This window comes from Alteromonas oceanisediminis, from assembly GCF_018474025.1.
In the GTDB taxonomy this organism is placed as follows: Bacteria; Pseudomonadota; Gammaproteobacteria; order Enterobacterales; family Alteromonadaceae; genus Alteromonas_E; species Alteromonas_E oceanisediminis.
In genome coordinates this window covers 322392-345981 of sequence record NZ_JAHCTA010000005.1, presented here as the reverse complement: position 1 = coordinate 345981, position 23590 = coordinate 322392, and the positions used below count along the sequence as shown (strand labels likewise).

Genomic DNA, 23590 nt, shown 5'->3' with positions numbered 1-23590 from the left:
TGTAACGAAGCGGTATAATGAATCTATAGAGAGGCTGACGCAATCACGATGACCTTTTTACACCCGCGCGAGTGGATGGAAACACGACCAGAAGGGTTGTATTGCAAACCCGCAGATGTGTTTATCGATGCGCACAAGCCCGTTCCCCGGGTTATTGTAACCCATGGCCATGCGGATCATGCTCGGCCCGGCAATCAATGGGTGTATGCAACACCGGCAACCCTAGACATCATGCAATTGCGTTACACCGATAGCGCCTGGCACCGCTCAGTGGCGTTAGATTATCATCAGCCGTTGTGTTTGAATCCACAGTGTTCTCCTAAACAGCAGGTCACGCTGACGTTTTATCCAGCGGGTCATATACTGGGGTCGGCGCAGGCATTGCTCCAGTATGCGGGTTCACGGCTGCTGATTTCTGGCGATTATAAGCGCAGACCCGATCCTACCTGCGCGCCATTTGAAGTGACGCCGGCGGACGTATTCATTACAGAAGCCACATTTGGCCTACCGGTATTTGAACATCCACCTATCGAAAATGAAATTGCAAAGTTGATTAACTCGCTCGCGCTGTTCCCCGACCGATGTCACCTCGTTGGCGTCTACGCGCTGGGCAAATGTCAGCGCGTGATTCTGGCGCTGCGTCAGCTTGGGTACGATAAACCGATATACCTGCACGGCGCCTTAGTGAAAATGTGTGAACTGTATGCTAAGCATGGTATTGAATTAGGTGGGCTTATTGCCGTCAATGACGTTGAAAATACTCAATCTTTGGCAGGTGAGATCGTGCTTGCGCCTCCCTCAGCACTTAACGACCGCTGGTCACGCAAGTTGCCGAATGTTCTGACCGCCATGGCATCAGGTTGGATGCAGATACGGGCGCGTTCAAAGCAGCGCAACGCTGAGTTGCCGCTCATTATTTCAGACCATTGTGACTGGCCCGAGTTACTCCAAACAATAGAACAAATCAATGCGCCAGAGGTGTGGGTAACTCATGGTCGCGAGCAGGCGCTGGTCTATCAGGCACAAAAAATGGGGTATAGCGCGCAAGCACTGTCGTTGATTGGTTACGAAGACGAGGATAGTGATTAATGGAAGCATTTTCCGCGTTGCTTGAGCGGCTTTATTTCACCAACAGCAAAAACACCAAAACTGCGGTTATTCATGAGTACTTGCGAGATACGCCCGATCCTGACCGTGGTTGGGCCATCGCGGCGCTGGCCGGTACACTCAATTTTGACTTATTCAAGCGTGCATTGATTAAGTCGCTGATCCTTGAGCGTGCCGATCCGGTGCTCTTTGAATTAAGTTACGACTATGTGGGCGAAATGAGTGAAACTGTTGCGCACCTATGGCCTAACGCCGCTTCAGAAAAGGAAGTATCGTTACCGTCATTGTCGGAAGTGGTCAATACATTCAAACAAGCGGATAAGCAACAAACCCGCGACTATCTCGTTTCATTGCTCAACCAAATGACCCCTGCGCAGCGCTGGGCGCTGGTTAAACTCGGTACACGTGGATTAAGAGTTGGTGTTTCAGCACGCCTGATCAAGCGGATACTGGCAGATTACGGTGGGCAAGATGTGACGGTTTTGGAGCAACTGTGGCACGGCATAGAGCCCCCTTACACCGAATTGCTTGCCTGGCTGGAAGGCCGCGCCGAGAAGCCTGACGTTTCGGACAAAGTGACGTTCCATCCGGTTATGTTAGCGCACCCGCTAAATGAGAGTCAGCTTGACGAGCTGCATTTGAATGACTGGCAAATAGAATGGAAGTACGATGGCATTAGGGTTCAATTGGTGAGCACACCGAAAGGGATGGCGCTGTTTTCTCGTACCGGCGACGATATCTCAGCGAGCTTTCCTGATCTGCTTACCGACCTAAACATCACCGGCGTGTTCGATGGCGAATTATTAATTATCAATAATGGCGTCATCGGTACATTCAATGATTTACAACAGCGTCTGAACAAAAAGAAGCCGAGTAAGAAACTGCAGACGGGATCACCGGCCGGCATGGTTATCTATGACGCGTTGGCGATTGAAGGTGATGATCTCAGTACGGCAACACTTGCGACCCGACGGCAAGCGTTGGAACGCTGGTTCGACACGCAAAACGATCAGCGACTGTTGCTATCCAATCAACTTAAAGCCGACTCGCCAGACGCCTTACGCCAACTGCGCACGCAGGCCACCGATGGCGACAAAAACGCGGTGGAAGGCTTAATGCTGAAGCGTCGAGACAGTGTTTACACTCCGGGTCGCCCAGCCAACCAATGGTTGAAATGGAAGCGGGAACCGTTCGTTATTGATGCGGTGATGATGTACGCGCAACGCGGCCACGGGAAACGGTCTTCGTACTATTCTGACTACACATTCGGTGTGTGGCAGGAAGCTGTACTCGTGCCGGTGGGTAAGGCGTATTCGGGCTTTACTGACGAAGAACTTAAGCAGCTCGATCGCTGGGTACGACAGCACACGGTAGGGCGCTTCGGGCCCGTTAAAGAAGTGGAAAAAGCGCTCGTGCTCGAAGTGGCTTTTGACTCAGCTCATTCGTCAAGTCGACATAAATCGGGTATTGCATTGCGCTTTCCCCGTATCAAGCGGATCCGCTGGGACAAACCAGCCGCCGAAGCCGACAGCGTGACGACTGTTGCTGCGCTTATTGGTTAGACGCGAGCGGCGAATGATGAACTGATTAGCCTGCTGTGCTACAGCAATTCACAACGAGCAATCATCGGGTAATCCTCTGCCGACACCGTGTGATCCAATATCATTGTCATCAACATGGCGCTCTCTCCCTGCGTCCACCATATCAGCCCCTCCTCTGGCGATAGGCCTTGTTCAGTGGCATATTTTGCACCAGATGCCGTGCGCGTTGGGTACATCTCATAATCCTGCCCCTGATAATGTAGAATGGCACCTGACCCTGCAGCCTCACTCAGGTATATCACACCCGCTCGCTCACCGTTGTCACAGTAGTACTCAGTGCGCGGCTGGTTTGAGCAGCCACTCATTGCAGCAATCACGAGCAAAGGCGCAAGCACCCTCACATGTCGCTTCAGAACCTTCACGCAGAAGCACTCGGGCGCGTACTGACGGCGTTGTACCAGCGCTGCAAATCGCTGTGTTTCTCATCGATTCTTATTTTCACAACGCGCGCAAAATCAATAGCGCACAGAGCAATAATATCGGGTAATGTGAATTGGTCACCCGCAATAAACTCGCTTTTAGCGAGCTGTCGGTTCAGTACTGACATGAATTTTTTGGCGTTGATGCCAGCTTCTTTCCCATACTCAGGAACCGGTGTCATGCGATCTTTAAAATGACCTGTCGTATGCTGGAAGCACATTCCCACCTGCATGAACAAACCAAATTCAACTTGCCGAGCCCACATGTGGATCTGCGCTTTTTCGATCGCGGTTGTTCCCATCAGAGGAGGCTCAGGATGCAGCGTTTCAAAGTATGTGCAAATCGCGTCAGACTCACTGATACACGTGCCATCATCTAGCTCCAGTATTGGCACTTTTCCAATGGGATTTTTGGCGCGCATTTCGGCAGATAAATTGTCGCCCGATGGCAGATCGACTTGTTGCATCGGAATTTCAATGCCCTTTTCGGCCAAGAATATGCGTACACGTCGGGGAGTTGGGGCAGTGTGGGTATCATAAAGCAACATAGGGCAACCTTGATTGTTTGCGATGACTAAATGGAAACTGACGCGCCTAATCTAAGCTAAACCAGGCTACTTTTCGAGTGTTCTTGCATATTAGTTTCCTCGTTAATGGTGAGTAAATCTGAGGGCATATATTAACCAATACGCTCAATTTCATGACTGTCAACGATAAAACAATAGCATCGTTTCACTCATCAGCAATCGCCTTTTCTGGATACCGATAAAAATCGACCGGTTCTGGTTGATGATTTGTTTTTCATGGTAACCTGTTTCAAATGTCATCAAGTTAAGCTCTCTATGCGCAATTTTTTTAATCGGATCCACTGGCTTTGCATGTGCTCTATGCGTTGCTCCGCTAAGCACGGCTATGCGCACATTGCCCTGTTGAGTGCAGTGCTATTGATGCCACTGCACGCGCACAGCGCCAGCGATACAATCGACCAGCATGCCAGCACGGTAAAGCCAGAGTTTATTTTCAAGACAAAAGACAATCTTCAGGGCTTGGTCGATCAAGCGATAACCACTGCGCAAAAAGATAACACGTTATTGTTGTTGGTGCTTGGCGCTCAGTGGTGCCACGATAGTCGCGGATTAGCCGCGCAGTTTTCATCAGACCCCCTTCACTCAATTATCACAGCGCGATTCGAAACGCTGTTTGTCGATGTGGCCTACTACAACGACCTCCGCTGGCTCACCGAACAATTTGGTTACCCCGGCTACTTTGCCACTCCATCCGTCATGGTGATTGACCCGCATTCCCACGTGTTACTTAATCGCTCAAGCATGCCCCTATGGAATCAGGCAGACAGCGTTAGTCAAGAAGAATACCAGCGTTACTTTGCCACCGTGGGAGAAAACGCACACAGTGATTCAGCGCTACCTCAAGAGACACGTGAAAGGCTGCTTTCACTCAGCAAGCAACCCACTGAACGGCTCTTTACCGGGCTGGCCAAGCTTAGCCCGATGTTGCGTGACGCGATTGAAAATGATCCAGAAGATCTCAGTCAATTACGTGCACTGTCGAACGAGCTCTATGAATTTCGAATCCAACTACAAAAAGATATCATCGCCCGCTACGAATCGGCCCTCAGCGAGCCGGATAAGGCGATGCCTTTTCCTGACTATGGGCCGTTCAGTTGGGAAATTGACGACGCTTCGCAATAAAGATCAACACGCTCTAGAAAAGATGTAAGTTGAGACGATCGGCAAACTGCTCCAGAGCGTATATACCAGCGCTGGAGTTTCCGTACCGATTTAATTTAGGTGACCACACTGCCACCGTAAATCGTCCTGGCACTACGGCTAAAATTGCTCCGCCTACCCCGGATTTGCCGGGCATTCCGACACGATACGCAAAATCGCCGGACGCATCGTATAAGCCACTGGTAAATAACAGCGAGTTGAGTTGCGAATTCTGCTTACTACTGAGTACGTGCTGCCCATCAGCGACTGCCTCACCTTTGTTCGCCAAATAGCTGAAAGCCCTTGCCAGTTCCGTTGTACACATCTCAATGGCACAGAATGAAAAATACGCACGCAGTACATCCTCGACGTCGTTTTCAAAATTACCAAACGACTTCATCAAATGCGCCATAGCGGCATTGCGATGCCGATGCTCAAACTCTGATCGCGCCACAATGGCGTTGATAGTCAAACGCGGGTTGTTGGAAAGGCTGCGTAGCGTTTCAAGCATGTGGTGAGTTGGCGCAGACAAACGTGAGTAGAGTGCATCACAGGTGACTATTGCTCCTGCGTTGATGAACGGGTTGCGTGGTTTTCCCCCTTCAAATTCTAACTGCGTCAGCGAGTTGAAAGCGGTTCCGGACGGCTCTTTACCCACGCGATCCCACAAACTGTCGCCATAGCGCTGTAACGCGAGTGTCAGAGTCAATACCTTCGACACTGACTGAATCGTAAACCGCTGATGCGCATCACCCGTATGGCAGAATGTGCCGTCTACACCATACACTGCCATCGCAAAACGATCTGCTGGCATACGGCTCAGAGCCGGAATGTAGTCGGCGACTTTACCCTCAAAGGTATCGAACTGATTGCGTACGTCCTGATTGATGTCATCCAGTACGGTTTGAATATTGACGGTAATGACGTTCTCCCTTCACCCTAACAAGCTGTAAGCATTACAACACATTCTCGAATATCCACAGCTATTTGGCTAGGGCCTGTTGATTTTTCACGGCTTCGCATAGCTTTGAATGAAGTTGACTGCATGACTCTGAGTCATTTTCCAGCCGCCAAATAACGGGTTGTATTTCATGCCCGTGCTGTCAGTGAACGTCAAACCTTGATCTCGAACCCATCCCTTCAATTCAACTGGCTTCACGAAATAGCGCCAATCATGCGTCCCGCGAGGCAAGTAGCGCATCACATATTCGGCCCCCACAATCGCCACGACAAAGCTGCGCGTGGTTCGATTCAGTGTTGCAAGAATCAACAGACCACCAGGCTTCACCAATTGACAGCACTCGTTGATCAATTGCTGCTGGTCTGGCACATGCTCTACAACTTCAGCGTTAATGACCACATCGTATTGCAACCCCTGCTCAACCAAATCACCACTTAGCGTATGCAGATATTGTAGATCGAGGTCGCGCCCCTTAGCGTGTTGTTTTGCCACCTCGACACTCACTGCGCTGGCATCAATACCGGTAACCTGTGCACCGCGCATGGCAACGGCTTCAGCAATTAGCCCTCCGCCGCTGCCAACGTCAAGCACCGTTAGTCCTGAAAAACTGACGTCGCCCACAAACTTGCGATGAAAGTGCGCCGCAATTTGGGGCAGTATCCAGTCCAATCGCGCCGCATTGAATTCCAGTGCGGTTTTAAATTTTCCTTTCGGATCCCACCATTCTTTTGCCATACGATCGAACTTGGCAACCTCATTCTCTGAGAGCGTCGAATTTTTATTGATCTTCGGACTGAGCTGACTTTTATCAAGCATCGTAGATACCTTGTTGATATTTATGCATTGCGCAACAGGCGCGATAACATTACTTATACCAGATAATGTACAAGAGGGTTTAATCATGGCTAATGCACGCAATGTATTGGGTGAGCCGCTGCAATTATGCTGCGGTAACACGGGCTTCACTCGTGAGGGATTCTGTTATGTTCCATCGAGTGATGTAGGCAATCACAGCGTGTGTGCCATCATGACAGACGCCTTTCTTGAGTACTCAAAAGCTCAGGGCAACGACCTAACTACACCCAATGCGCTGTATGAGTTCCCGGGATTGAAAGCGGGGGATAAATGGTGTCTATGTGCCGGCCGCTGGCTTGAAGCAGAGCGCGCCGGTGTGGCACCGAAAATTGTGCTGGCAGCGGTGAACGAAGCAGCTTTGCAGCTTATTCCACTGGACGTTTTGAAGAAATACGCCGTGTAAATCTTCTGATTGGATAGGGTTGATGAATGGGGCTGTATCAATTTTTCGCATGAGCATTACCACGCAATTCGCGCTAAATTCGGTGTTTTCTATGTTCGCTACGCGAGCATGTCAGTCATTATCAAGAGGTATGTATGTTTAGCCACATCATGTTGGGCGCAAATGATATTCAAGAGTCCAAGCAATTTTACAATGCTACTTTTGGTGTTTTGGGCTATGAGCCCGGCGTGATTGACGAAAAAGGTCGCTGCTTTTACTTCACGGATAGCGGCATTTTTGCGCTGTCTAAGCCAATAGATGGAAAGCCGGCGTCGTGCGGGAATGGCAGCACAATTGGGTTTAGCGTCAATTCGCTTGAACAAGGCGAAAAGTGGCACTCAGTTGGGTTAGCAAATGGTGGCACAGAGTGTGAGGATCCGCCGGGGATCAGGGATGGCGGCAAAATGAAGTTGTATCTCGCCTACCTACGCGATCCCGCTGGAAACAAAATCTGTGTGCTAAAACGATTGAAACCCGAGTAACCCATATTCGTGGCGCTGCTCGCTGAATACGGGCTTTTAGGATTATTCGTGGCGGCCTTTCTGGCTGCGACTGTTTTGCCGCTAAGCAGCGAGCTGGTACTGAGCCTTACCTTATTATCGGGTTTCTCTCCATTAGCGGTGGTCGCCATCGCGACGGCAGGCAATGTGTTGGGTGCCATGGTGAACTACTGGTTGGGTTATCGTTGTGGTGAGCCGCTGGCGAAACGCGTGCTGAGAATGAATGATGATGATCTTGAGCGTGCACGCGCTCGCTTCGCACGCCATGGTAGAATAGCGCTGTGTCTGGCATGGGTTCCCATCATCGGTGACCCAATCACCGTGGTTGCCGGCGTGCTCAAAATCCGGTTTAGCGTGTTCGTGGTTTTGGTTGGACTGACTAAGTTACTGCGATATATCGTACTCAGTTATTTGGTTTTAGCAGTCTGAATAAGCGCCCTAGCAGCGCCAAAAACGCGCTGCCCAGTTCAGGTACAGCGCGTTCTGAATCATTGACGACATGTAGATTCAATGATTTTTAAGGGTTGGGGTTGCGTAGCACCATGAGGCGAATTTCGGTCATATCGGCAATGGCATAACGGATCCCTTCCCGGCCAAGCCCCGACTCTTTTACACCGCCGTACGGCATATTATCAACACGCCAGCTTGGTACATCACCAATTACGACACCGCCCACGTCCAGTACATCCCACGCTTTATGAGCTTTGTAAATATCGCGCGTAAACACACCCGCCTGTAAACCAAACTGGCTGTCATTCACTCGTGCCAGCGCTTCATCGTAGTCATTAAACGAACTGATAATCGACACCGGTCCAAATGCTTCTTCAGCATTGATCTTTGCATTGTGCGGTGCATTTTCAAGGACGGTTGCTTCCAGCATGGCGCCTTTACGCTTGCCGCCACACAGTAACGTCGCGCCAGACTCAACGGCTTCATTGATCCAGTTTTCTAATCGTTCCGCTTCTGACTCCGCAATCATAGGGCCAATAAAGGTACTTTCTTCCAACGGGTCACCATGCACTAACTGAGAGACTTTGTCTGTGTACTTTCGCTTAAACTCAGCATAGATAGCCTCATGAACGAGAATACGTTGAACACTAATGCAGCTCTGCCCAGACTGATAGTAGGCACCAAACACCACGCGCTCTATCGCATCATCAATGTCGGCATCCTCATCAATGACGCACGCAGCGTTACCGCCAAGCTCTAGAATCACAGGCTTTTTTCCCGCTCGTGCTTTTAAATCCCAACCCACATCAGGCGAGCCGGTGAAACTTAACAGTTTAAACCGGTCATCCGTGGTAAACAGATCAGCGCCATCACGCGAACAGGGTAAAATAGAAAACGCGCCCTCAGGCAAATCCGTCTCGGCCAGCACTTCGCCCATAATAATGGCACCCAACGGCGTTCGTGACGCGGGTTTCAACACAAAGGTACACCCGGCTGCAATCGCTGGTGCGACTTTGTGCGCGGCAAGATTCAATGGAAAATTAAACGGTGATATAAACGAACACGGCCCGATGGGTACATGCTTGTACATGCCGGTGTAACCTTTAGCGCGCTCAGTAATTTCCAGGTTAACCACTTCCCCCTGTATACGCACACTCTCTTCAGCAGCGATACGAAACGTATCAATAAGGCGTGTCACTTCACCGCGTGCATCTTTAATCGGCTTGCCCGCTTCTATGCACAGCGCGTATGCTAACTCTTCAAACCGCTCGTTAAACCGTTTAACACAGTGGTCTAACACTTTTTGACGTTCATACGGGCGCATTGCTGTCATCGCTGCCTGACTTTTTTCAGCGGCATCAATGGCTTTATCAATCACGTCTGCATCAGCCATGGCCACCGTTGTTGCGACCTCACCTGTGTATTTATTAGTGACTTTCAAATCCTGATTGGCAAAAACGGCTTTGCTGCCGAGGAAGTAAGGATAGGCTTTCTGTAATGATGGCATCACAACTCCTTTAAAGTTTTGAACTGAGTTTACGAATCGTTTTATTCAACGTTTCGTCGTTCAGACTGTAATCAACGGGCACATCAATGAGGTGAACTGCGGGCTCATTCAGGCATTTTGTCAATAACGGCTTAAGTTCATCGGTTGACTCAATTCGCCACCCTTTACCACCATAAGCTTCGACATACTTGACGAAATCAGGATTGCCATAGTCAAGGCCGTAGTTTTCAAACTCCATGTTTGACTGTTTCCATTTAATCATCCCGTAAGCATCGTCACGCAAAATCAATACCACGATGTGCAGATTGAGGCGCACGGCGGTCTCCAGCTCCTGACTGTTCATCATAAAGCCACCGTCGCCACAAACGGTTACCACAGGTTTATCGGGATAAACCATCTTCGCCGCCATCGCTGATGGCAGGCCCGCCCCCATCGTGGCCAACGCATTATCCAATAACAGTGTGTTCGGGAAGTAGGCAGGGTAGTTGCGCGCAAACCATATCTTATAAACACCATTGTCTAGTGTGACAATGCCATCCTTTGGCATCGCTTCGCGTACAATTTTTACAAACCGTTCCGGTAAAATAGGGAAGCGGTCATCTTTCTCACTCTCGTCCCGGTGTTCAACATACGCGTCATGAACATCTCGGTAGAAATCCAATTTCCAACTGTCTTGTGGCGTAATACCTTCTTTGATTTGCCAAATACTGTTGGCGATATCACCCACGACTTCTAATTGCGGGAAATACACCGGATCAACAGCAGCGGTTTCGAAATTAACGTGGATCACCTTCATGCCGTCATCGTGCATAAAGAAGGGTGGTTTTTCGACCACGTCGTGCCCGATATTCACGATCAGGTCAGCGCGATTGATCACCCGGTGCACAAAATCCCCGTCGGATAGCGCGGTATTCCCCATAAACAGAGGATTAGTTTCATCAATGACGCCTTTACCCATTTGCGTGGTAACAAAAGGGATACCCGTTTTAGCGACAAACTCGCGCAACATTTTTGACGTTAATTTACGGTTTGCGCCCGCCCCAATCACTAAAATAGGCGATTTGGCTGCCTCGATCATTTCTATCGCACGTGCGATTGCTTTGTACTCGGCAATGGGCCTACGGGCGATACTCGGTGTTAGCAGTGGCACTGATGTTGTTTCGGCGGCAATGTCTTCTGGAAGTTCAATGTGTACAGCCCCGGGACGCTCTTCAGACGCCAAGCGAAATGCCTCACGCACGACTGAGGGAATGCGGTCGCCACTGACCACCTGCGTGGTGTATTTCGTGATGGGGCGAAGCATGTCAACCACGTCAATCACCTGAAAACGGCCCTGCTTGCTGGTTTTAATCGGTTTTTGGCCGGTGATCATAAGAATGGGCATCGCGCCCAGTTGCGCATAGGCGGCCGGCGTAACTAAGTTTGTTGCGCCCGGCCCTAATGTCGATAAACACACGCCCACTTTGCCGGTCAATCTGCCGTAGGTGGCAGCCATAAAGCCTGCACCTTGTTCATGGCGAGTTAACACCAATTTGATTGACGAGTGGCGAAGTGACTCAAGTAAGTCTAAATTTTCTTCGCCGGGTATGCCAAAAACGTACTCTACGCCTTCTGCCTCAAGCGCTTTTACAAATAAATCAGAGGCCTTCATCAACTCTCCTTGCTGGGTTTGTTATACAGTAGTTGTATAAACGTTAGCAGGTTAATCAAGGTTTAGCGGTTATTTCGTTATAAATAAACACTATTACTTAATCGACGCTTGCCGTGCCGACTTATTTTTTTGCATTCATAACTTCTAATGAAGGCAAAAACCATCACCGGAGAAAATGAGTTATATGAGGGCTATGCAGAGGAACCAACTGACGCGAAGTGATAGGCCTTCATGTCGAGCAGAAACGTAATCGGTAAGGCGTCCAGCGCACGGCGTGAGCGAGTTTATTGAGTTATCAGGTGCGCTTATAAACATCAGATCGATGTCCAACTTTTATAACCTGTACTACAAGCTCGTGTTCCCTAATTTCATAAATGATTCTATACAGGCCCTGCCGGATGCGATACAGGTTGTTCCCACTTAACTTGATTGCTCCGTCCCTTCGCGGGTTCTCAGCCAATGAGTCGATTTTGCTGAGGATTTTTTTAATGTCTGAGGTGGGAAGTGCCCTAAAATCTTTTTCTACAGATTTCTTGAAAGTAACTTTATATTTTTCCATCAGCTTCCAAACGGTTTAGCAAATCTTCGTAGGAAATTTCAGGTTCGTTTATTCTCTGTCTTACCGCAGCCAAGTCCTCTTGATCTTCTTTCATGAGCAGTCTCACTGCCTCATCAATGAGTTCTGATATTGATGTATCCGATGATGCTGCTCGTAGTTTCAGCGCATTATGAATTGCAGGCTCGAAATAAACGGTTGAACGTTTCGATAAATTACTCATGAGTCAGCCCTTAAAATAATCACACTAAGACATTATAGCGTCAAAATGTTATTACAACTAACTTTTGCTCATGAGTACTTAACAGACACCAACCAACGGTCGCTGACTATGGAGGGACAATTGACGTGAACGGTTGTAGGCAGCGATGAAATCTTACTACAAGACACTCTATGTGCGTTTACTGGAGGCGATGCCTGACGATGTCACAACTAGGAGATTCAGCGCAGCGATTTGAACGGGTTGCTAGCGTTTGAAGCTCACTCTCGTATCCTTTTGGATTAAAATTAGCCGACAACTTATTCATAAAGCCATGACGATACGGAACCTGTCTAATTTTGGTCCTTCGCGTGTGGCATAAATCTGAGATTAACTCTGATACCGAAAAGTGTTCTTCTGTTTCGGGAAAGATAAGCGTTATTGGAAACGTTGGTGAGACTTTTCTGTTATTTCTGATTTGTGATCCATAAAAACATGTAGCATTTTTGACAAATGAGGATGCAGGACTTTCTGAGAGATTCCATATGACGGATGCGCCGATACTAAATCCAACTAAATTTACATCCAATGCCAATTTAGTCAGCACTTTACTTAAGTCTTTGGTGTATTTTTCAAGGCCAATATTCGAGGCAAAAAACTGATACGCATCGTTTTCGGATTGGAATGCCATTTTTTGACCATCGTATGGGTCTACTATGCGAGGCTTCTTACAAATCGCATTTGCTAATTCCTCAAGAGCAGACGTTTTACCGAAAATATCTGCGACGATTATGGTATTCACTTAACTTTCTCTGTCATCTGGCGAAGCTAATAGGCCGCACAGGTGTCAAGGGCCTTGCGGAAACGCAAACCTTACCAGCCTTCCAACAATGACCCAATATCTTTGCCCTTTTCTATGTCGCTTTTTTTAAGATAGGCAGTTTGATTGTTTTTGTCTCTTAACTTGAACTGATGGATTGCAACACACAACCCTAAATAGGTAAGCCAAAAGAACACTAACAAACCAAAAAATAAAATCGTTTTTTGGCTGAGTGATAGACCATGATTGAAAAACACGATTGGTGTTCCGATTAATGCAAATAACCAAACAATATGCACAAATGATGTTTTGGCCGCCTGATTTAAAATTTTAACGTTGTAGAACGACATGACAGACCTTCGAGTGCTTCAACGCTAAACTGACGGGCATTGACAGAGCGAAGCGTTTTTAGCGTCGCGTTAGCTGCCCAACTGTGTAATATGCAACAGTTCACCTACTGGCCCCCATAAGTAAAATACCTTACCCCACGACTCTTGTTTTACTGGCGTAATTTGGGTTTTGTGTTCCGACTTAGAACATAACTCATATGCATCGTAAATGTCTGTAACACAGATTTGCAACATAAAATTTTTGGCCAAAACTCTATTGTAGAAGCGCTGTAAAAAGAAAAGGCAGTCTCCGTTTTCAAAAAGCGTTAGCTCGTCGGTGACATATTCTGCTTTGAATCCTATTTCTGTGTAGAAAGACTTTGAGATTTCGTAATCCTTACTAGGAACAAATGTTTTTATATCTACAACATCCATGATTCTTTCCAAAAGCTGCTAACGGCTAGTAAAGTAGCGGCAGAATGACGCCATGAAACAAAGTGGCTATCGTTTTTCGTCATCCTCAAGTGACTTCATTTTTTCTTCCCACTCCGCGAGTTTGTCGGCGGTTTGACTGTCAACTTCAGCCTTGTTGTTTTCAATCCACCAGCGTTCGAGTAATCGCACGTTTTTACGGTTGGCTTTGTAGAAAAGGTCAGCAATATCACCCACTACGGGGATGAAACCCAAGCCAAAATCGAGCAGAACATTGCGCAGCATTTTACTTTGCAAGGCTTCAGGCGCGCCCATCTTTTTACCCAAGTAAACAATGCGCAACGCCGCAACTAACATGGCAGCGTCGCCCACGCCGGGTATCAAACCTACTAAAAAGTCCAGCCCGACAGGAATACCAACGACGGGAATACGTATTGCGGTATCAAGCAAATTAGCCACATCTTGCGCTTTGCGCAGTTCTTGTGGCGCGATGGCGCCATGCTTGTCTTGGTCAAAAACAACGGGTTTACGCGCCATGTCAGTTCTCCGCACCGAGGGATTTAGCGAGTGCTTGTCGCTGTGTATACTGCATATTATCAGTGCCACTGGCGACGTGCCAGTGGGCAAGATTTTGTTTTACCAAGCCGAATAGCATGTCGATATGCTCATCATCACTGTTCATCGCTTCAATGTATTCATAACGTTCGCCACCTGCTTGCAGAAAGTAATCTCGGTTTTCAATACCAATTTCTTCGATGGTTTCCAGGCAGTCAGCAGAAAAGCCCGGACATACAATTTGTACCGATTTAACGCCCTTTTCCGGTAGGGCTTTCAAGGTATGATCAGTATAAGGCTTAAGCCATTCTTCACGGCCAAATCGGGATTGGAATGTGGTTAAATATTGGTCCTTTTCTAACCCTAACTCCTCGGCTAACAATCGCGATGTCTTATGACATTCACAATGGTAAGGGTCGCCCTTCAGGAGGTAACGCTTGGGTATGCCGTGATAAGAAAAAATCAGTTTGTCTGCTCTTCCGTGGGTATCCCAGTGTCGTTTAATTTTACTCGCAACGGCAACAATAAAGGGAGCGTGATCGTGATAGTGGCTGATAAAACGAAAATCAGGCAGCCAGCGAGCAGTTTGAAAATACTGGCTCACGGCGTCAAAAGTTGAACCCGTCGTAGACGCACAATATTGCGGATAGAGTGGCAGCACGAGTAATTTACGTACCCCTCGCTGCTGCATTCTCTCGATAGTGCTTGCCACAGACGGTTGACCATAACGCATCGCAAATTCAACGATCACGTCATCACCCCAGGCTTCCTTACAACGTTTATCCAATGCCATCGCTTGGTTTTTGGTGTGTACCAGTAAAGGCGAGCCCTGTTCAGACCAAACGGTTGAGTATGCATGTGCGGAACGCTTTGGCCGAATGTTCAGAATCACGCCGTTGAGAATAAGCCACCACAGTACGCGAGGCACTTCAACCACGCGAGGGTCGGATAAAAACTCCTTCAAATACGGCTTCAGCGCCTGTTTGGTTGGCGCAGTTGGCGTGCCTAAATTGGTGATAAGCACACCGATTTTATCGGCCTGGCTGTGGGTAAACTCAATATTGCTAATAAACTTCATTATGACCAACGCTTCTTGTATGAAAAAAGGATCAAACACAGTGTACGTATTTGACCCTCATTTAGACCGCTAACCCTAGGGGTTGTAATACGTCGCTGCGCCAGGCCCAACCGGCATGCCGAATAAAAACACCCATGTGTAAAACAGAATAGTCCAACCCACAATAAACACCATGGAGTAGGGCAGCATAGTCGCGATGAGGGTGCCCATGCCCAGATCTTTCTTATACCGTGCTGCAATGGCGAGTATTAATCCGAAATAGCTCATCATTGGTGAAATAACGTTAGTGACTGAATCACCGATCCGATAAGCCGCCTGGATCACTTCTGGTGCAAAGCCAATCAGCATCAGCATTGGCACAAATATCGGTGCGGTGACAGCCCACTGCGCAGACGCACTGCCAAGCGACAGGTTGACAATACCGCACATAATGATGAACAAAATAAAGACTTCCGGTCCGTCGAGGCCTAGGGTCTGTAATAGAGTTGCCCCTTTGACGGCCAGCACCGTGCCCAAATTCGTCCATTTAAAGAAGGCGACAAATTGCGCGGCAAAAAATACCAGTGTGATATATAGGCCCATTGACCCCATACTTTTTGCCATCGCATCGATAATATCGCGGTCATTGCGCATGGTGCCCGCAACACGCCCGTACACAAAGCCAGGAATAGCAAAGGTAATAAAGATAAATGCGACGATACCTTTAAGAAACGGAGAGCCCGCAACTTCACCCGTTTCTGGGTGACGTAAAATGCCATTCTCCGGCACGATAGTCAGTGCTAACACTGCGCATACCAGCACAAATGAGAGCCCTGCCCAGCGCATTGCTTTACGTTCCTGATCCGTGGGCGCTTCCATCTTTTGTTCACCCAATTCGATAGACGCTTCTGATGGGTCGTACTTGCCCAGCCGTGGCTCAACGATTTTTTCAGTCACAAACGCCCCCATAAACGCGACTGCGAAGGTACTGATCACCATAAAGTACCAGTTCACTTCCGGGCCAACCACATAGTCTGGATCGAGCATATGCGAAGCGGCTTCGGTGATCCCGGAGAGCAGCGGGTCAACGGTTCCTAACAGTAAGTTGGCGCTGTATCCGCCGCTGACACCGGCAAAGGCCGCGGCCAGGCCAGCCAGCGGGTGTCGCCCGAGGGAATGAAATATCATCGCCGCGAGCGGGATCAGAACGACGTAGCCTAATTCAGACGCAGTATTGGAAATGATGCCAGCAAACACAATGGTCACCGTGACCGCACGTTTAGATGCATTCATTACTAGTGCGCGCATCGCCGTTGATAATAACCCTGAGTGCTCTGCAACAGAAACGCCGAGCAGCGCAACTAGCACCGTCCCCAGCGGTGCGAAACCGGTGAAGTTGGTGACCAGCTGCGTAACAATCCGCTGCAAGCCCTCGGCATTCATCAGCGAGATGACTTCAATAACACCGTCGGGATCGCGTCCTGCAGCCCCTAGAGGCCGTGGGTCCAGCACACCATAGTCAAAATATCCGAGCAACCCACTGAGCAACACGATAAAGATTGCCAACATGGCAAACAGCGTTATCGGATGAGGAAGTAAATTTCCCAGCCACTCTACGGTAGCGAGAAAGCGATTAAACCAGCCATTTTTTTCAGTCGAGCCAGACTGGCGCGTTGCGTCCTTAGAAGCCAAACGAATTCCTCTGTCGTTGAGATGCGCTCTGTAAACCGATAAAGCGGCTGGCACATTTTTATCTCTTATTTGCAGGTTATACTACCTAATTTGCACTGATTTGTGCAGCTTTTCAAAGGCTAGGTCACCGTGCCCAAACTGACTTGATTTCTGAGTGGCGAATGTTTAATCAACTGGATGACTCTGAAACCATTTTGTGAGTACAATTCATCGCAATGTAAACCGCTTGGGTAGACCGATGAAACAGTACGTCCGCGCCGCCTTCATGTGCTTTGCACTGCTTGGCAATCATTTCGCCATGGCTAGCGATAAAAGCATTCCGCTGGATGGGCAAATTTGGGTGGTCAATAAACGGGGTGACAATGTCAGCGTTATTGATGTTGGTCTGCGCTCAATCATTGCAACCTTGCCCACGGGGAAAGGCCCGCATGAACTGGCTATTGATAGCGATTCACAGCGGGCCGTCGTAACAGACTATGTAGGCGGGAACAGTTTGACCGTTTATGATATTGCAGCATTAAACGTTGAGCGCACGATTTCACTCGCTAAATATCCCCGGCCCCATGGTGTGTTGTTTATGCCTGATCAGGAGCACGTCGCGGTGTCTTCTGAGGGCTCTGACACGGCTGTGATTGTGAACGTGCAAACCGGTGAAATCGCGAAAGTGTTACCCACTCAGGCACAGGGCTCACACATGGTCGCACTTCCGGCATCAGGCGATGTTATTTACACCACCAATATGTCCTCAAACAGCGTTTCTGTATTGAATGTCGGTGACGAAAAATTGAGTCACAAACTGGCCATGCCAACGACACCTGAAGCGATTACCGTGGATGCTCGAAATTCGACACTATGGGTGGGCAGCAATAAAGATGGGTGGCTTAGCGTATACAATGTTCACAGTGAAGCATTGGTAAAGCAATGGAAGGATTACCTTTGGCCGTATCGCATTCTTTACTCACCGGACGAAACCGTCGTCGTTGTGCCTGACTTACGCCAAAATACGTTAGACATCATCAACGTTGATGGCTTTGAGCGACTGCATCGCATGGTGTTGCCGGACGGATCAGCGCCTAAAGGGGTCACCTTTCACCCAAACGGAGACATACTATTTTTATCGCTTTACGACGCCAATAAAGTGGCAGTTATCGACATTCGTTCAGCGAAAATCCTGTTCACCTTACCAACAGGTGATGGGCCTGATGGGCTAGGCTATGTCCCGCAACGGTGAGAGCGTGTTGAGGGCTACCAATGCCTAGCCTAAACGACACTGTAAGCACGTTATACAATCGAGACGCGACTAAACTCATCGCAACACTTTTACGTGTATTAGGCCCTGCTAATATGAATGTCGCTGAGGATTTAGTCCACGAAACGTTTAATCGCGCCCTGATACACTGGACAAAGAAAGGCTTGCCGACGTCACCGTCTGCATGGCTGATGTTAACTGCCAAACGGGCCGCAATAGATTACCTCAGACAAAGTAGTAATCAGAGGCGTCTTCTACAGGGTTGCCTCATTGATGATGGGTCGGAAGAATTGGCGCGATCTCACGCTCTGAATGCTGCATTTTCGCCATCGATGTTAGAAGATGACCAACTACGCTTATTGTTTTGGATCAGCAGCTCGGAGTTACCCGATGCACAACGACTCCCCTTAGCGCTGAAGGCGCTGTGTGGTATGTCTGTCGACGCTATTGGTCGAGCACTGTTGTGTAGGCCAGAGACGATTAAAAAACGACTGAGCAGAGCCACCCATCGACTGCGCAGTGTGCGCTTTGATATTCCGGCTGAGAGTGATTTAGGCAACGCACTGGAAAGGGTACACCGAACACTTTACTTGTTGTTTAATGAAGGTATCAGTGCGCACAACCCAAAGCCCAACGGCCGAGCAGATTTGTGCCTCTCCGCGCTTGGGTTTATGCGCCTCATTATCGCTGAACCTCGTTTCCGCAATGCGGAGTCTATGGCGTTGACAGCACTAATGCATTTTCATTACGCGCGTTTACCCAGTCGATTTGACCACGCTGGCATGCCCCTCACACTTGGTGAGCAAAATAGGGCGGCCTGGTTGCCTGAGCATCTTTCATCAGGTTTTGCTTTACTACAGCTCGCATTGAACGATGCTGACGGTCAACCCTCCTGTTACCTTCTGGAGGCGCTTATCGCTTTTGAACACTGTCGTGCAGCCACGTTTTCTCACACGCATTGGCAAACAATCAGCCAACATTACCTCGCCTTGTTGAAGCTTAGTCCTACAGCGTTAAACACACTGAGTGCCGCCGTCGCGCTGGTGGAGGTAGGTAACGCTGAACACGCACTGCAGCTACTCAACTCAGAATCGGTGAGCCAAGACAACGCGAGTGTGGCACAGCGCTTCGCTACCAAAGCCTATGTTCACTGGAAAATGGGGCAACCTCAACCTGCTCACAGCAACGCAATGAAAGCAAAGCAAGCAGGTTTAGCTGAAGTTGATTTTCGAACACTGATGCGTCAGATAAGCCCGCAATCAGTCCATTTTTAGTACTTCACGCACCTCTACAACAATGTCAGGGTAATTCATGATCGGGCACGTTTTCGCAATGTCTACCGCCTCGTCCAGTGTGGCAGCCTTAATAATGGAATAACCGCTGACGAGTTCTTTCAATTCAGATGCGGCAATGTCAGTGGTGACGCCATCTGCAGTGACACGCTTGCCAGCGTAATGCAACGGATCTCCACCTGATACAAGCTTGCCCTGCTCACTGAGCTTATTCATCCAAGCTTCCCATTCGCCCATGGCCGCTTGCATCTCATCTGCGGAAGAGTTCTCTGCCCAGTCTGGGTCGCCTCCCAGATACAACAGTATAAAGTCATTCATGTATTGCTCCTTTTAAGGGTAGTTGTTTAGAAATGCACTGTAATGCATTAACTAAACGATCACATACGCGCGCAAGGGACAACTCGACATAAAAAAACCCCTGTGCCTTGTTGCAGCATCAGGGGTTATGTATTCAAAAGCACAATGTTAGTTTGTCGCTGGATTACCGCCTTGGGCGTTTAAATAGCGGAAGAAGTCACTGGTGGGTTCTACCACCAAAACATCTTGTTTGCTATTAAAGCTTGTGCGATATGCATCCATACTACGCAGGAAGCTGTAGAACTCAGGGTTCTTCGAATAGGTACTGGCATAAATATTTGCCGCGACCGCATCCCCTTCACCTTTTAGCTGGCGCGCGTTACGTTCAGCATCAGCTAACATAACCTCTACTTTTGCATCAATATCTGCACGCAATACCTCTGCCTGCTCTTGCCCTTCTGAGCGATGTTCGCGAGCAACACCGGCACGTTCAGCACGCATACGCTGGAAGATTGACGTACTGACTTCCGTTGGTAAGTTGATTTGCTTAACGCGTACATCAACGATTTCGATACCCAATTCGTCTGAACTGGTTGAAGCCTGCTCCATCGCCTGATCCATTAACGCAGAGCGTTCGCCTGACACAATTTGAGCGATGGTGCGCGCACCAAACTCCGTGCGTAAACCGTTGTTCACTTTTTGTTTTAGTAGTGCTTCGGCTTGGAGTTTATTGCCACCCGTAGACAAATAGTAACGCTCAAAATCCTCGATACGCCATTTCACATAGGAATCGACGATCAAATCTTTCTTCTCGGACGTCACGAACCGGTCTGCGCCGTCGTCCAACGTTTGAATACGCGCATCCAGTGGTCGCACGGTATCGATGAAAGGGATCTTAAAGTGCAAACCAGGATCAAACACTTTGGTTTTGCCTGAGTCGCTGTCTTTTTGAATTTTCCCGAACTGTATGACGATAGCGCGGTTACCCTCTTTCACAACAAACAGCGAGCTCAACCCCAGCACAACCAAGGCGAGCACGACTACAATACTGAAATTTTTCATCTTAGTTTCTCCCCGAACGTGAACTGTCGTTGCGCGATGTGCTACGAAGAGGCGGCATATTCACGGGTTGATCAGGCGTTGCTGCATTACGCAAGTCATCCAACGCATTACGCGAGACACCATTGTTCTGCTGGCTGTTCTGACGCTCTAAAATTTTATCCAGAGGCAAGTACATCATGTTACCGCCACCGGGGTTGTCGATCATGATTTTGGTGGTGTTACTAAACACCTGCTCCATGGTTTCTAAATAAATGCGCTGGCGCGTCACTTGAGGTGCAGCTTCATACTGTGGTAATAACTCTTCAAACCGAGCAACTTCACCTTGAGCTTGCAAAATCACACGCTCTTTGTAGGCCTGAGCTTCCTCGTTCATTCGATTGACCTGACCCCGTGCGCGCGGCTCAATTTCACGGGCATACGCTTCGGCTTCGCGGATAAAACGCTGCTCATCCTCTTGAGCGGCAATCGCATCATCAAACGCGTCTTTAACCTCTTCCGGTGGGCGGGCATCCTTGAAGTTCATGTCGATAATTTGCACGCCCATGTTATACGGTTCAAGTATACCTTGCAGCTCTTCCCAAACACGTTGTCGCGTTAACTCACGGCCATCGGTGAGAACATCATCCATGCGTGAGTGGCCAACAACGTAGCGGATGGCACTATCAAGCGCCTGACTTAAGCTCATTTCAGGTTCAATAACCGCAAATGTCCAGCGGTAAGGATCGACCACGCGGTACTGCATTTCCATTTGTACTCGCACCACGTTTTCGTCTTCAGTCAGCATGGAGCCGGAAGAAGACTGATCACGGATTGACTGGATATCGACCGGGATCACGGTATCAATAAAGGTTGGTTTCCAACGTAAACCGGGTTCCACTTGAGACACATATTCACCAAAACGCAAAACAACGCCACGTTCTGCTTCGCGGATGGTGTAAAACCCACTGATAAACCAAATAACAACCAATAAGCCAACGATAATACCTGCGCCGATACCCCCCAAGCTCTTGCCTGAGCCTGAACCGCCGCCGTTACCACCGCTCTTTGTGAACTTGCCGAACAAATTTTTGAACACGTCGTCTAGGTCAGGTGGTCCTTGATCGCGCCCCCCTTTGTTCTTCCAAGGGTCATTGTTATTCCCACCCGGTTCATTCCAGGCCATAAATACTCTCCATACACTTCGATTTTGAAATAGTACGTCATTGCTGACAATTCAGTTTGCATTCTAACGCGAATAAACGCATTAGTGTTCGACGACTAAGCCTTCCAGTTCGCCGTTTTCCCGTTTTAACAACCGCTGCCAATCTGCACTTGGCATGCGCACGTCGACGACCCAGTCACCGTCTTCATCGTAGGTTTGAGCAGCAATGCAATTCAGCCCAAAAAGCACGCCACGAAGATGGCTTGCTTTAGGGGGTATTTTAAGCCTGCGCTGAACAATTGTTTTTGATAATCGTTCAATGAGGGCTTGTTGTAATAAATCAATGCCTATGCCTTGCTGAGCTGATACCCAAACGCGAATGGGCTGTTCGTTTTCATCCCTGTCAATCCGTGCCGTCATGCCCTCCAGGCGATCAATTTTGTTGCACACCGTCAATTGGGGAACGTCATCTGCCTCAATTTCCGCTAAGACTTCATTGACCTGATCGGTGTTTTCTCGATATTGGTCATCGGCATAATCCACCACATGTAAGAGTAGATCGGCTTCCTGAGTTTCTTGCAGGGTGGCTTTAAAAGCCGCCACCAGGTCGTGGGGAAGATGTCGAATAAACCCCACTGTGTCAGCCAAAATAATCGGCCCAACATCCTGCAGTTCTAATTTGCGCAGCGTGGGGTCCAATGTTGCGAACAACTGATCAGCCGCATAAACCCCAGCATCTGTCAGTGTGTTGAATAAGGTCGACTTACCCGCATTAGTATAACCGACCAGCGACACCGTAGGAATTTCGGCGCGCTTGCGCGAACGACGCCCTTGCTCGCGTTGCTTGCGGACTTTATCAAGCCGCCGCAAAATGGCCTTAATACGGCCACGCAATAAACGCCTGTCGGTTTCTAACTGCGTTTCGCCGGGGCCGCGCAAACCAATGCCCCCCTTTTGACGCTCAAGGTGAGTCCAGCCGCGAATGAGGCGCGTTGAAATATGGCGTAATTGCGCAAGCTCTACTTGCAACTTACCTTCGTGCGTTCGGGCACGTTGCGCGAAAATATCCAAAATGAGTCCGGTACGATCGATTACCCTACATTTCACTATTTTTTCTAAGTTACGCTCTTGAGAGGGAGACAACGCGTGATTAAAAATCACTACGTTGGCATCTACCGCGTTAACGACAGCGGCTATTTCATCCACTTTACCACTACCAATAAAGAGCTTGGCACTGGGCGCAGAGCGAGATGTCGTGACGACTTCCACCGCCTCTACGCCTGCGGAGGATACCAACATTTGCAGTTCAGAAAGGGCTTCTTTGTTTGTCTCATCACTAAAATCAACGTGCACTAACACGGCACGTTCGCCCGAGGCGTAACGCTCAAACAAATAAAACTCCTGCTAGTTGATTAATCCGCCGCGCCCGCTTCATCGCCTTGAGTAGGCATTTGAATTGCTCTTGACGGAACGACCGTTGAAATAGCGTGCTTATAAACCATCTGACTTACCGTGTTTTTAAGTAAAATCACGAACTGGTCAAAAGATTCAACTTGACCCTGCAACTTGATGCCATTGACCAAGTAAATTGACACTGGAATTCGCTCTTTTCTTAGCGCATTCAAAAATGGGTCTTGTAGTGACTGCCCTTTAGCCATTTCCATTCCTTAATTATTATCATTGTTATAG

Annotated in this window: 27 protein-coding genes; 8 read left to right on the top strand and 19 right to left on the bottom strand. The window is 48.7% G+C overall.

The features are described from left to right. The first annotated feature begins 48 nt into the window (after positions 1-48). The gene (locus KIU71_RS11095) at positions 49-1089 is read left to right on the top strand and encodes a ligase-associated DNA damage response exonuclease (protein ID WP_214131338.1); all 1041 of its coding nucleotides are present in this window, start codon (positions 49-51) and stop codon (positions 1087-1089) included. Further along, on the top strand, positions 1089-2669 hold the full coding sequence (locus KIU71_RS11090) for a cisplatin damage response ATP-dependent DNA ligase (RefSeq protein ID WP_214131337.1): 1581 nt from the start codon (positions 1089-1091) through the stop codon (positions 2667-2669). Before KIU71_RS11095 ends, KIU71_RS11090 begins: the two co-directional genes overlap by 1 nt. A 38-nt stretch (positions 2670-2707) precedes the next feature. Here the strand turns inward: KIU71_RS11090 and KIU71_RS11085 are convergent, their stop codons facing one another. Continuing rightward, positions 2708-3070 (bottom strand): MliC family protein, encoded by a 363-nt coding sequence (locus KIU71_RS11085; RefSeq protein WP_214131336.1) that lies wholly within the window; start codon positions 3068-3070, stop codon positions 2708-2710. Next, positions 3067-3675 (bottom strand): glutathione S-transferase family protein, encoded by a 609-nt coding sequence (locus KIU71_RS11080; protein ID WP_214131335.1) that lies wholly within the window; start codon positions 3673-3675, stop codon positions 3067-3069. The genes KIU71_RS11085 and KIU71_RS11080 overlap by 4 nt, the downstream gene beginning before the upstream one ends. A 339-nt stretch (positions 3676-4014) precedes the next feature. On the opposite strand from KIU71_RS11080, the gene KIU71_RS11075 reads away from it, so the two are divergent. Next, positions 4015-4836, top strand: coding sequence for a thioredoxin family protein (locus KIU71_RS11075; protein WP_214131334.1), 822 nt, complete (start codon positions 4015-4017; stop codon positions 4834-4836). Between the two features lie 13 nt (positions 4837-4849). On the opposite strand, the gene glsB is transcribed toward KIU71_RS11075, so the two are convergent. Together glsB and ubiG are read right to left on the bottom strand one after the other, a co-directional pair. Further along, positions 4850-5776 (bottom strand): glutaminase B, encoded by a 927-nt coding sequence (gene glsB / locus KIU71_RS11070; RefSeq protein ID WP_214131408.1) that lies wholly within the window; start codon positions 5774-5776, stop codon positions 4850-4852. An 87-nt stretch (positions 5777-5863) separates the two neighbouring features. Continuing rightward, a complete protein-coding gene (gene ubiG, locus KIU71_RS11065; RefSeq protein WP_214131333.1) occupies positions 5864-6631 on the bottom strand; it encodes a bifunctional 2-polyprenyl-6-hydroxyphenol methylase/3-demethylubiquinol 3-O-methyltransferase UbiG in 768 nt (255 codons plus the stop codon). A gap of 85 nt (positions 6632-6716) precedes the next feature. On the opposite strand from ubiG, the gene KIU71_RS11060 reads away from it, so the two are divergent. From KIU71_RS11060 to KIU71_RS11050, 3 genes are all read left to right on the top strand, one after another. Then, positions 6717-7073: a DUF2237 family protein gene (locus tag KIU71_RS11060; RefSeq protein WP_214131332.1), complete on the top strand. Its 357-nt coding sequence runs from the start codon at positions 6717-6719 to the stop codon at positions 7071-7073. 134 nt (positions 7074-7207) lie between these two features. Continuing rightward, positions 7208-7594 carry a VOC family protein gene (locus KIU71_RS11055; protein ID WP_214131331.1) on the top strand — a complete coding sequence of 129 codons (387 nt, stop codon included), beginning with the start codon at positions 7208-7210 and terminating at the stop codon, positions 7592-7594. A 48-nt stretch (positions 7595-7642) separates the two neighbouring features. Continuing rightward, positions 7643-8041, top strand: coding sequence for a YqaA family protein (locus KIU71_RS11050; protein ID WP_214131330.1), 399 nt, complete (start codon positions 7643-7645; stop codon positions 8039-8041). An 88-nt stretch (positions 8042-8129) separates the two neighbouring features. On the opposite strand, the gene KIU71_RS11045 is transcribed toward KIU71_RS11050, so the two are convergent. From KIU71_RS11045 to KIU71_RS11000, 10 genes are all read right to left on the bottom strand, one after another. Beyond that, positions 8130-9569 (bottom strand): aldehyde dehydrogenase family protein, encoded by a 1440-nt coding sequence (locus tag KIU71_RS11045; RefSeq protein ID WP_214131329.1) that lies wholly within the window; start codon positions 9567-9569, stop codon positions 8130-8132. Between the two features lie 10 nt (positions 9570-9579). Continuing rightward, positions 9580-11220, bottom strand: a complete 1641-nt coding sequence (locus tag KIU71_RS11040) for an acetolactate synthase large subunit (RefSeq protein WP_214131328.1) — start codon at positions 11218-11220, stop codon at positions 9580-9582. A 295-nt stretch (positions 11221-11515) separates the two neighbouring features. Then, on the bottom strand, positions 11516-11779 hold the full coding sequence (locus KIU71_RS11035; protein WP_214131327.1) for a type II toxin-antitoxin system RelE family toxin: 264 nt from the start codon (positions 11777-11779) through the stop codon (positions 11516-11518). Further along, positions 11766-11999, bottom strand: a complete 234-nt coding sequence (locus KIU71_RS11030) for a ribbon-helix-helix domain-containing protein (RefSeq protein ID WP_214131326.1) — start codon at positions 11997-11999, stop codon at positions 11766-11768. Before KIU71_RS11030 ends, KIU71_RS11035 begins: the two co-directional genes overlap by 14 nt. 178 nt (positions 12000-12177) lie before the next feature. Continuing rightward, entirely contained in the window at positions 12178-12777 is a 600-nt protein-coding gene (locus KIU71_RS11025) for a dienelactone hydrolase family protein (protein ID WP_214131325.1), read from the bottom strand. 71 nt (positions 12778-12848) lie between these two features. Further along, the gene (locus tag KIU71_RS11020) at positions 12849-13145 is read right to left on the bottom strand and encodes a hypothetical protein (protein WP_214131324.1); all 297 of its coding nucleotides are present in this window, start codon (positions 13143-13145) and stop codon (positions 12849-12851) included. 69 nt (positions 13146-13214) lie between these two features. After that, on the bottom strand, positions 13215-13559 hold the full coding sequence (locus tag KIU71_RS11015; protein ID WP_214131323.1) for a lactoylglutathione lyase: 345 nt from the start codon (positions 13557-13559) through the stop codon (positions 13215-13217). Between the two features lie 66 nt (positions 13560-13625). Beyond that, positions 13626-14093, bottom strand: coding sequence for a DUF4112 domain-containing protein (locus tag KIU71_RS11010; protein WP_214131322.1), 468 nt, complete (start codon positions 14091-14093; stop codon positions 13626-13628). Position 14094: 1 nt separating this feature from the next. Beyond that, on the bottom strand, positions 14095-15189 hold the full coding sequence (gene hemH, locus KIU71_RS11005; RefSeq protein ID WP_214131321.1) for a ferrochelatase: 1095 nt from the start codon (positions 15187-15189) through the stop codon (positions 14095-14097). 75 nt (positions 15190-15264) lie between these two features. Further along, positions 15265-16860 (bottom strand): AbgT family transporter, encoded by a 1596-nt coding sequence (locus tag KIU71_RS11000; protein ID WP_214131320.1) that lies wholly within the window; start codon positions 16858-16860, stop codon positions 15265-15267. A gap of 238 nt (positions 16861-17098) precedes the next feature. On the opposite strand from KIU71_RS11000, the gene KIU71_RS10995 reads away from it, so the two are divergent. Together KIU71_RS10995 and KIU71_RS10990 are read left to right on the top strand one after the other, a co-directional pair. Continuing rightward, complete coding sequence (locus KIU71_RS10995; protein ID WP_214131319.1) at positions 17099-18091, top strand: YncE family protein; 993 nt, start codon at positions 17099-17101, stop codon at positions 18089-18091. 20 nt (positions 18092-18111) lie between these two features. After that, positions 18112-19383 (top strand): RNA polymerase sigma factor, encoded by a 1272-nt coding sequence (locus tag KIU71_RS10990; RefSeq protein ID WP_214131318.1) that lies wholly within the window; start codon positions 18112-18114, stop codon positions 19381-19383. Here the strand turns inward: KIU71_RS10990 and KIU71_RS10985 are convergent. The 5 genes from KIU71_RS10985 to hfq all read right to left on the bottom strand — a co-directional run bounded on the left by KIU71_RS10985 (position 19369) and on the right by hfq (position 23559). Next, positions 19369-19719, bottom strand: coding sequence for a YciI family protein (locus KIU71_RS10985; protein ID WP_214131317.1), 351 nt, complete (start codon positions 19717-19719; stop codon positions 19369-19371). The two genes, KIU71_RS10990 and KIU71_RS10985, sit on opposite strands and share 15 nt — an antisense overlap. Positions 19720-19866: 147 nt before the next feature. Further along, on the bottom strand, positions 19867-20760 hold the full coding sequence (gene hflC / locus KIU71_RS10980) for a protease modulator HflC (RefSeq protein ID WP_214131316.1): 894 nt from the start codon (positions 20758-20760) through the stop codon (positions 19867-19869). Between the two features lies 1 nt (position 20761). Continuing rightward, positions 20762-21922 carry an FtsH protease activity modulator HflK gene (gene hflK, locus KIU71_RS10975; protein WP_214131315.1) on the bottom strand — a complete coding sequence of 387 codons (1161 nt, stop codon included), beginning with the start codon at positions 21920-21922 and terminating at the stop codon, positions 20762-20764. An 81-nt stretch (positions 21923-22003) separates the two neighbouring features. Continuing rightward, positions 22004-23293 (bottom strand): ribosome rescue GTPase HflX, encoded by a 1290-nt coding sequence (gene hflX, locus KIU71_RS10970; protein WP_214131314.1) that lies wholly within the window; start codon positions 23291-23293, stop codon positions 22004-22006. Between the two features lie 20 nt (positions 23294-23313). Beyond that, a complete protein-coding gene (gene hfq / locus KIU71_RS10965; RefSeq protein WP_214131313.1) occupies positions 23314-23559 on the bottom strand; it encodes an RNA chaperone Hfq in 246 nt (81 codons plus the stop codon). Between the last annotated feature and the right edge of the window lie 31 nt (positions 23560-23590).

Coding starts and splice junctions, on each gene's coding strand:
- KIU71_RS11095 (WP_214131338.1), top strand. CDS start 49: ATGACCTTTTTACACCCGCGCGAGTGGATGGAAACACGACCAGAAGGG.
- KIU71_RS11090 (WP_214131337.1), top strand. CDS start 1,089: ATGGAAGCATTTTCCGCGTTGCTTGAGCGGCTTTATTTCACCAACAGC.
- KIU71_RS11080 (WP_214131335.1), bottom strand. CDS start 3,675: ATGTTGCTTTATGATACCCACACTGCCCCAACTCCCCGACGTGTACGC.
- KIU71_RS11075 (WP_214131334.1), top strand. CDS start 4,015: ATGCGTTGCTCCGCTAAGCACGGCTATGCGCACATTGCCCTGTTGAGT.
- ubiG (WP_214131333.1), bottom strand. CDS start 6,631: ATGCTTGATAAAAGTCAGCTCAGTCCGAAGATCAATAAAAATTCGACG.
- KIU71_RS11060 (WP_214131332.1), top strand. CDS start 6,717: ATGGCTAATGCACGCAATGTATTGGGTGAGCCGCTGCAATTATGCTGC.
- KIU71_RS11055 (WP_214131331.1), top strand. CDS start 7,208: ATGTTTAGCCACATCATGTTGGGCGCAAATGATATTCAAGAGTCCAAG.
- KIU71_RS11045 (WP_214131329.1), bottom strand. CDS start 9,569: ATGCCATCATTACAGAAAGCCTATCCTTACTTCCTCGGCAGCAAAGCC.
- KIU71_RS11040 (WP_214131328.1), bottom strand. CDS start 11,220: ATGAAGGCCTCTGATTTATTTGTAAAAGCGCTTGAGGCAGAAGGCGTA.
- KIU71_RS11035 (WP_214131327.1), bottom strand. CDS start 11,779: ATGGAAAAATATAAAGTTACTTTCAAGAAATCTGTAGAAAAAGATTTT.
- KIU71_RS11030 (WP_214131326.1), bottom strand. CDS start 11,999: ATGAGTAATTTATCGAAACGTTCAACCGTTTATTTCGAGCCTGCAATT.
- KIU71_RS11020 (WP_214131324.1), bottom strand. CDS start 13,145: ATGTCGTTCTACAACGTTAAAATTTTAAATCAGGCGGCCAAAACATCA.
- KIU71_RS11015 (WP_214131323.1), bottom strand. CDS start 13,559: ATGGATGTTGTAGATATAAAAACATTTGTTCCTAGTAAGGATTACGAA.
- KIU71_RS11010 (WP_214131322.1), bottom strand. CDS start 14,093: ATGGCGCGTAAACCCGTTGTTTTTGACCAAGACAAGCATGGCGCCATC.
- hemH (WP_214131321.1), bottom strand. CDS start 15,189: ATGAAGTTTATTAGCAATATTGAGTTTACCCACAGCCAGGCCGATAAA.
- KIU71_RS10995 (WP_214131319.1), top strand. CDS start 17,099: ATGAAACAGTACGTCCGCGCCGCCTTCATGTGCTTTGCACTGCTTGGC.
- KIU71_RS10990 (WP_214131318.1), top strand. CDS start 18,112: ATGCCTAGCCTAAACGACACTGTAAGCACGTTATACAATCGAGACGCG.
- KIU71_RS10985 (WP_214131317.1), bottom strand. CDS start 19,719: ATGAATGACTTTATACTGTTGTATCTGGGAGGCGACCCAGACTGGGCA.
- hflC (WP_214131316.1), bottom strand. CDS start 20,760: ATGAAAAATTTCAGTATTGTAGTCGTGCTCGCCTTGGTTGTGCTGGGG.
- hflK (WP_214131315.1), bottom strand. CDS start 21,922: ATGGCCTGGAATGAACCGGGTGGGAATAACAATGACCCTTGGAAGAAC.
- hfq (WP_214131313.1), bottom strand. CDS start 23,559: ATGGCTAAAGGGCAGTCACTACAAGACCCATTTTTGAATGCGCTAAGA.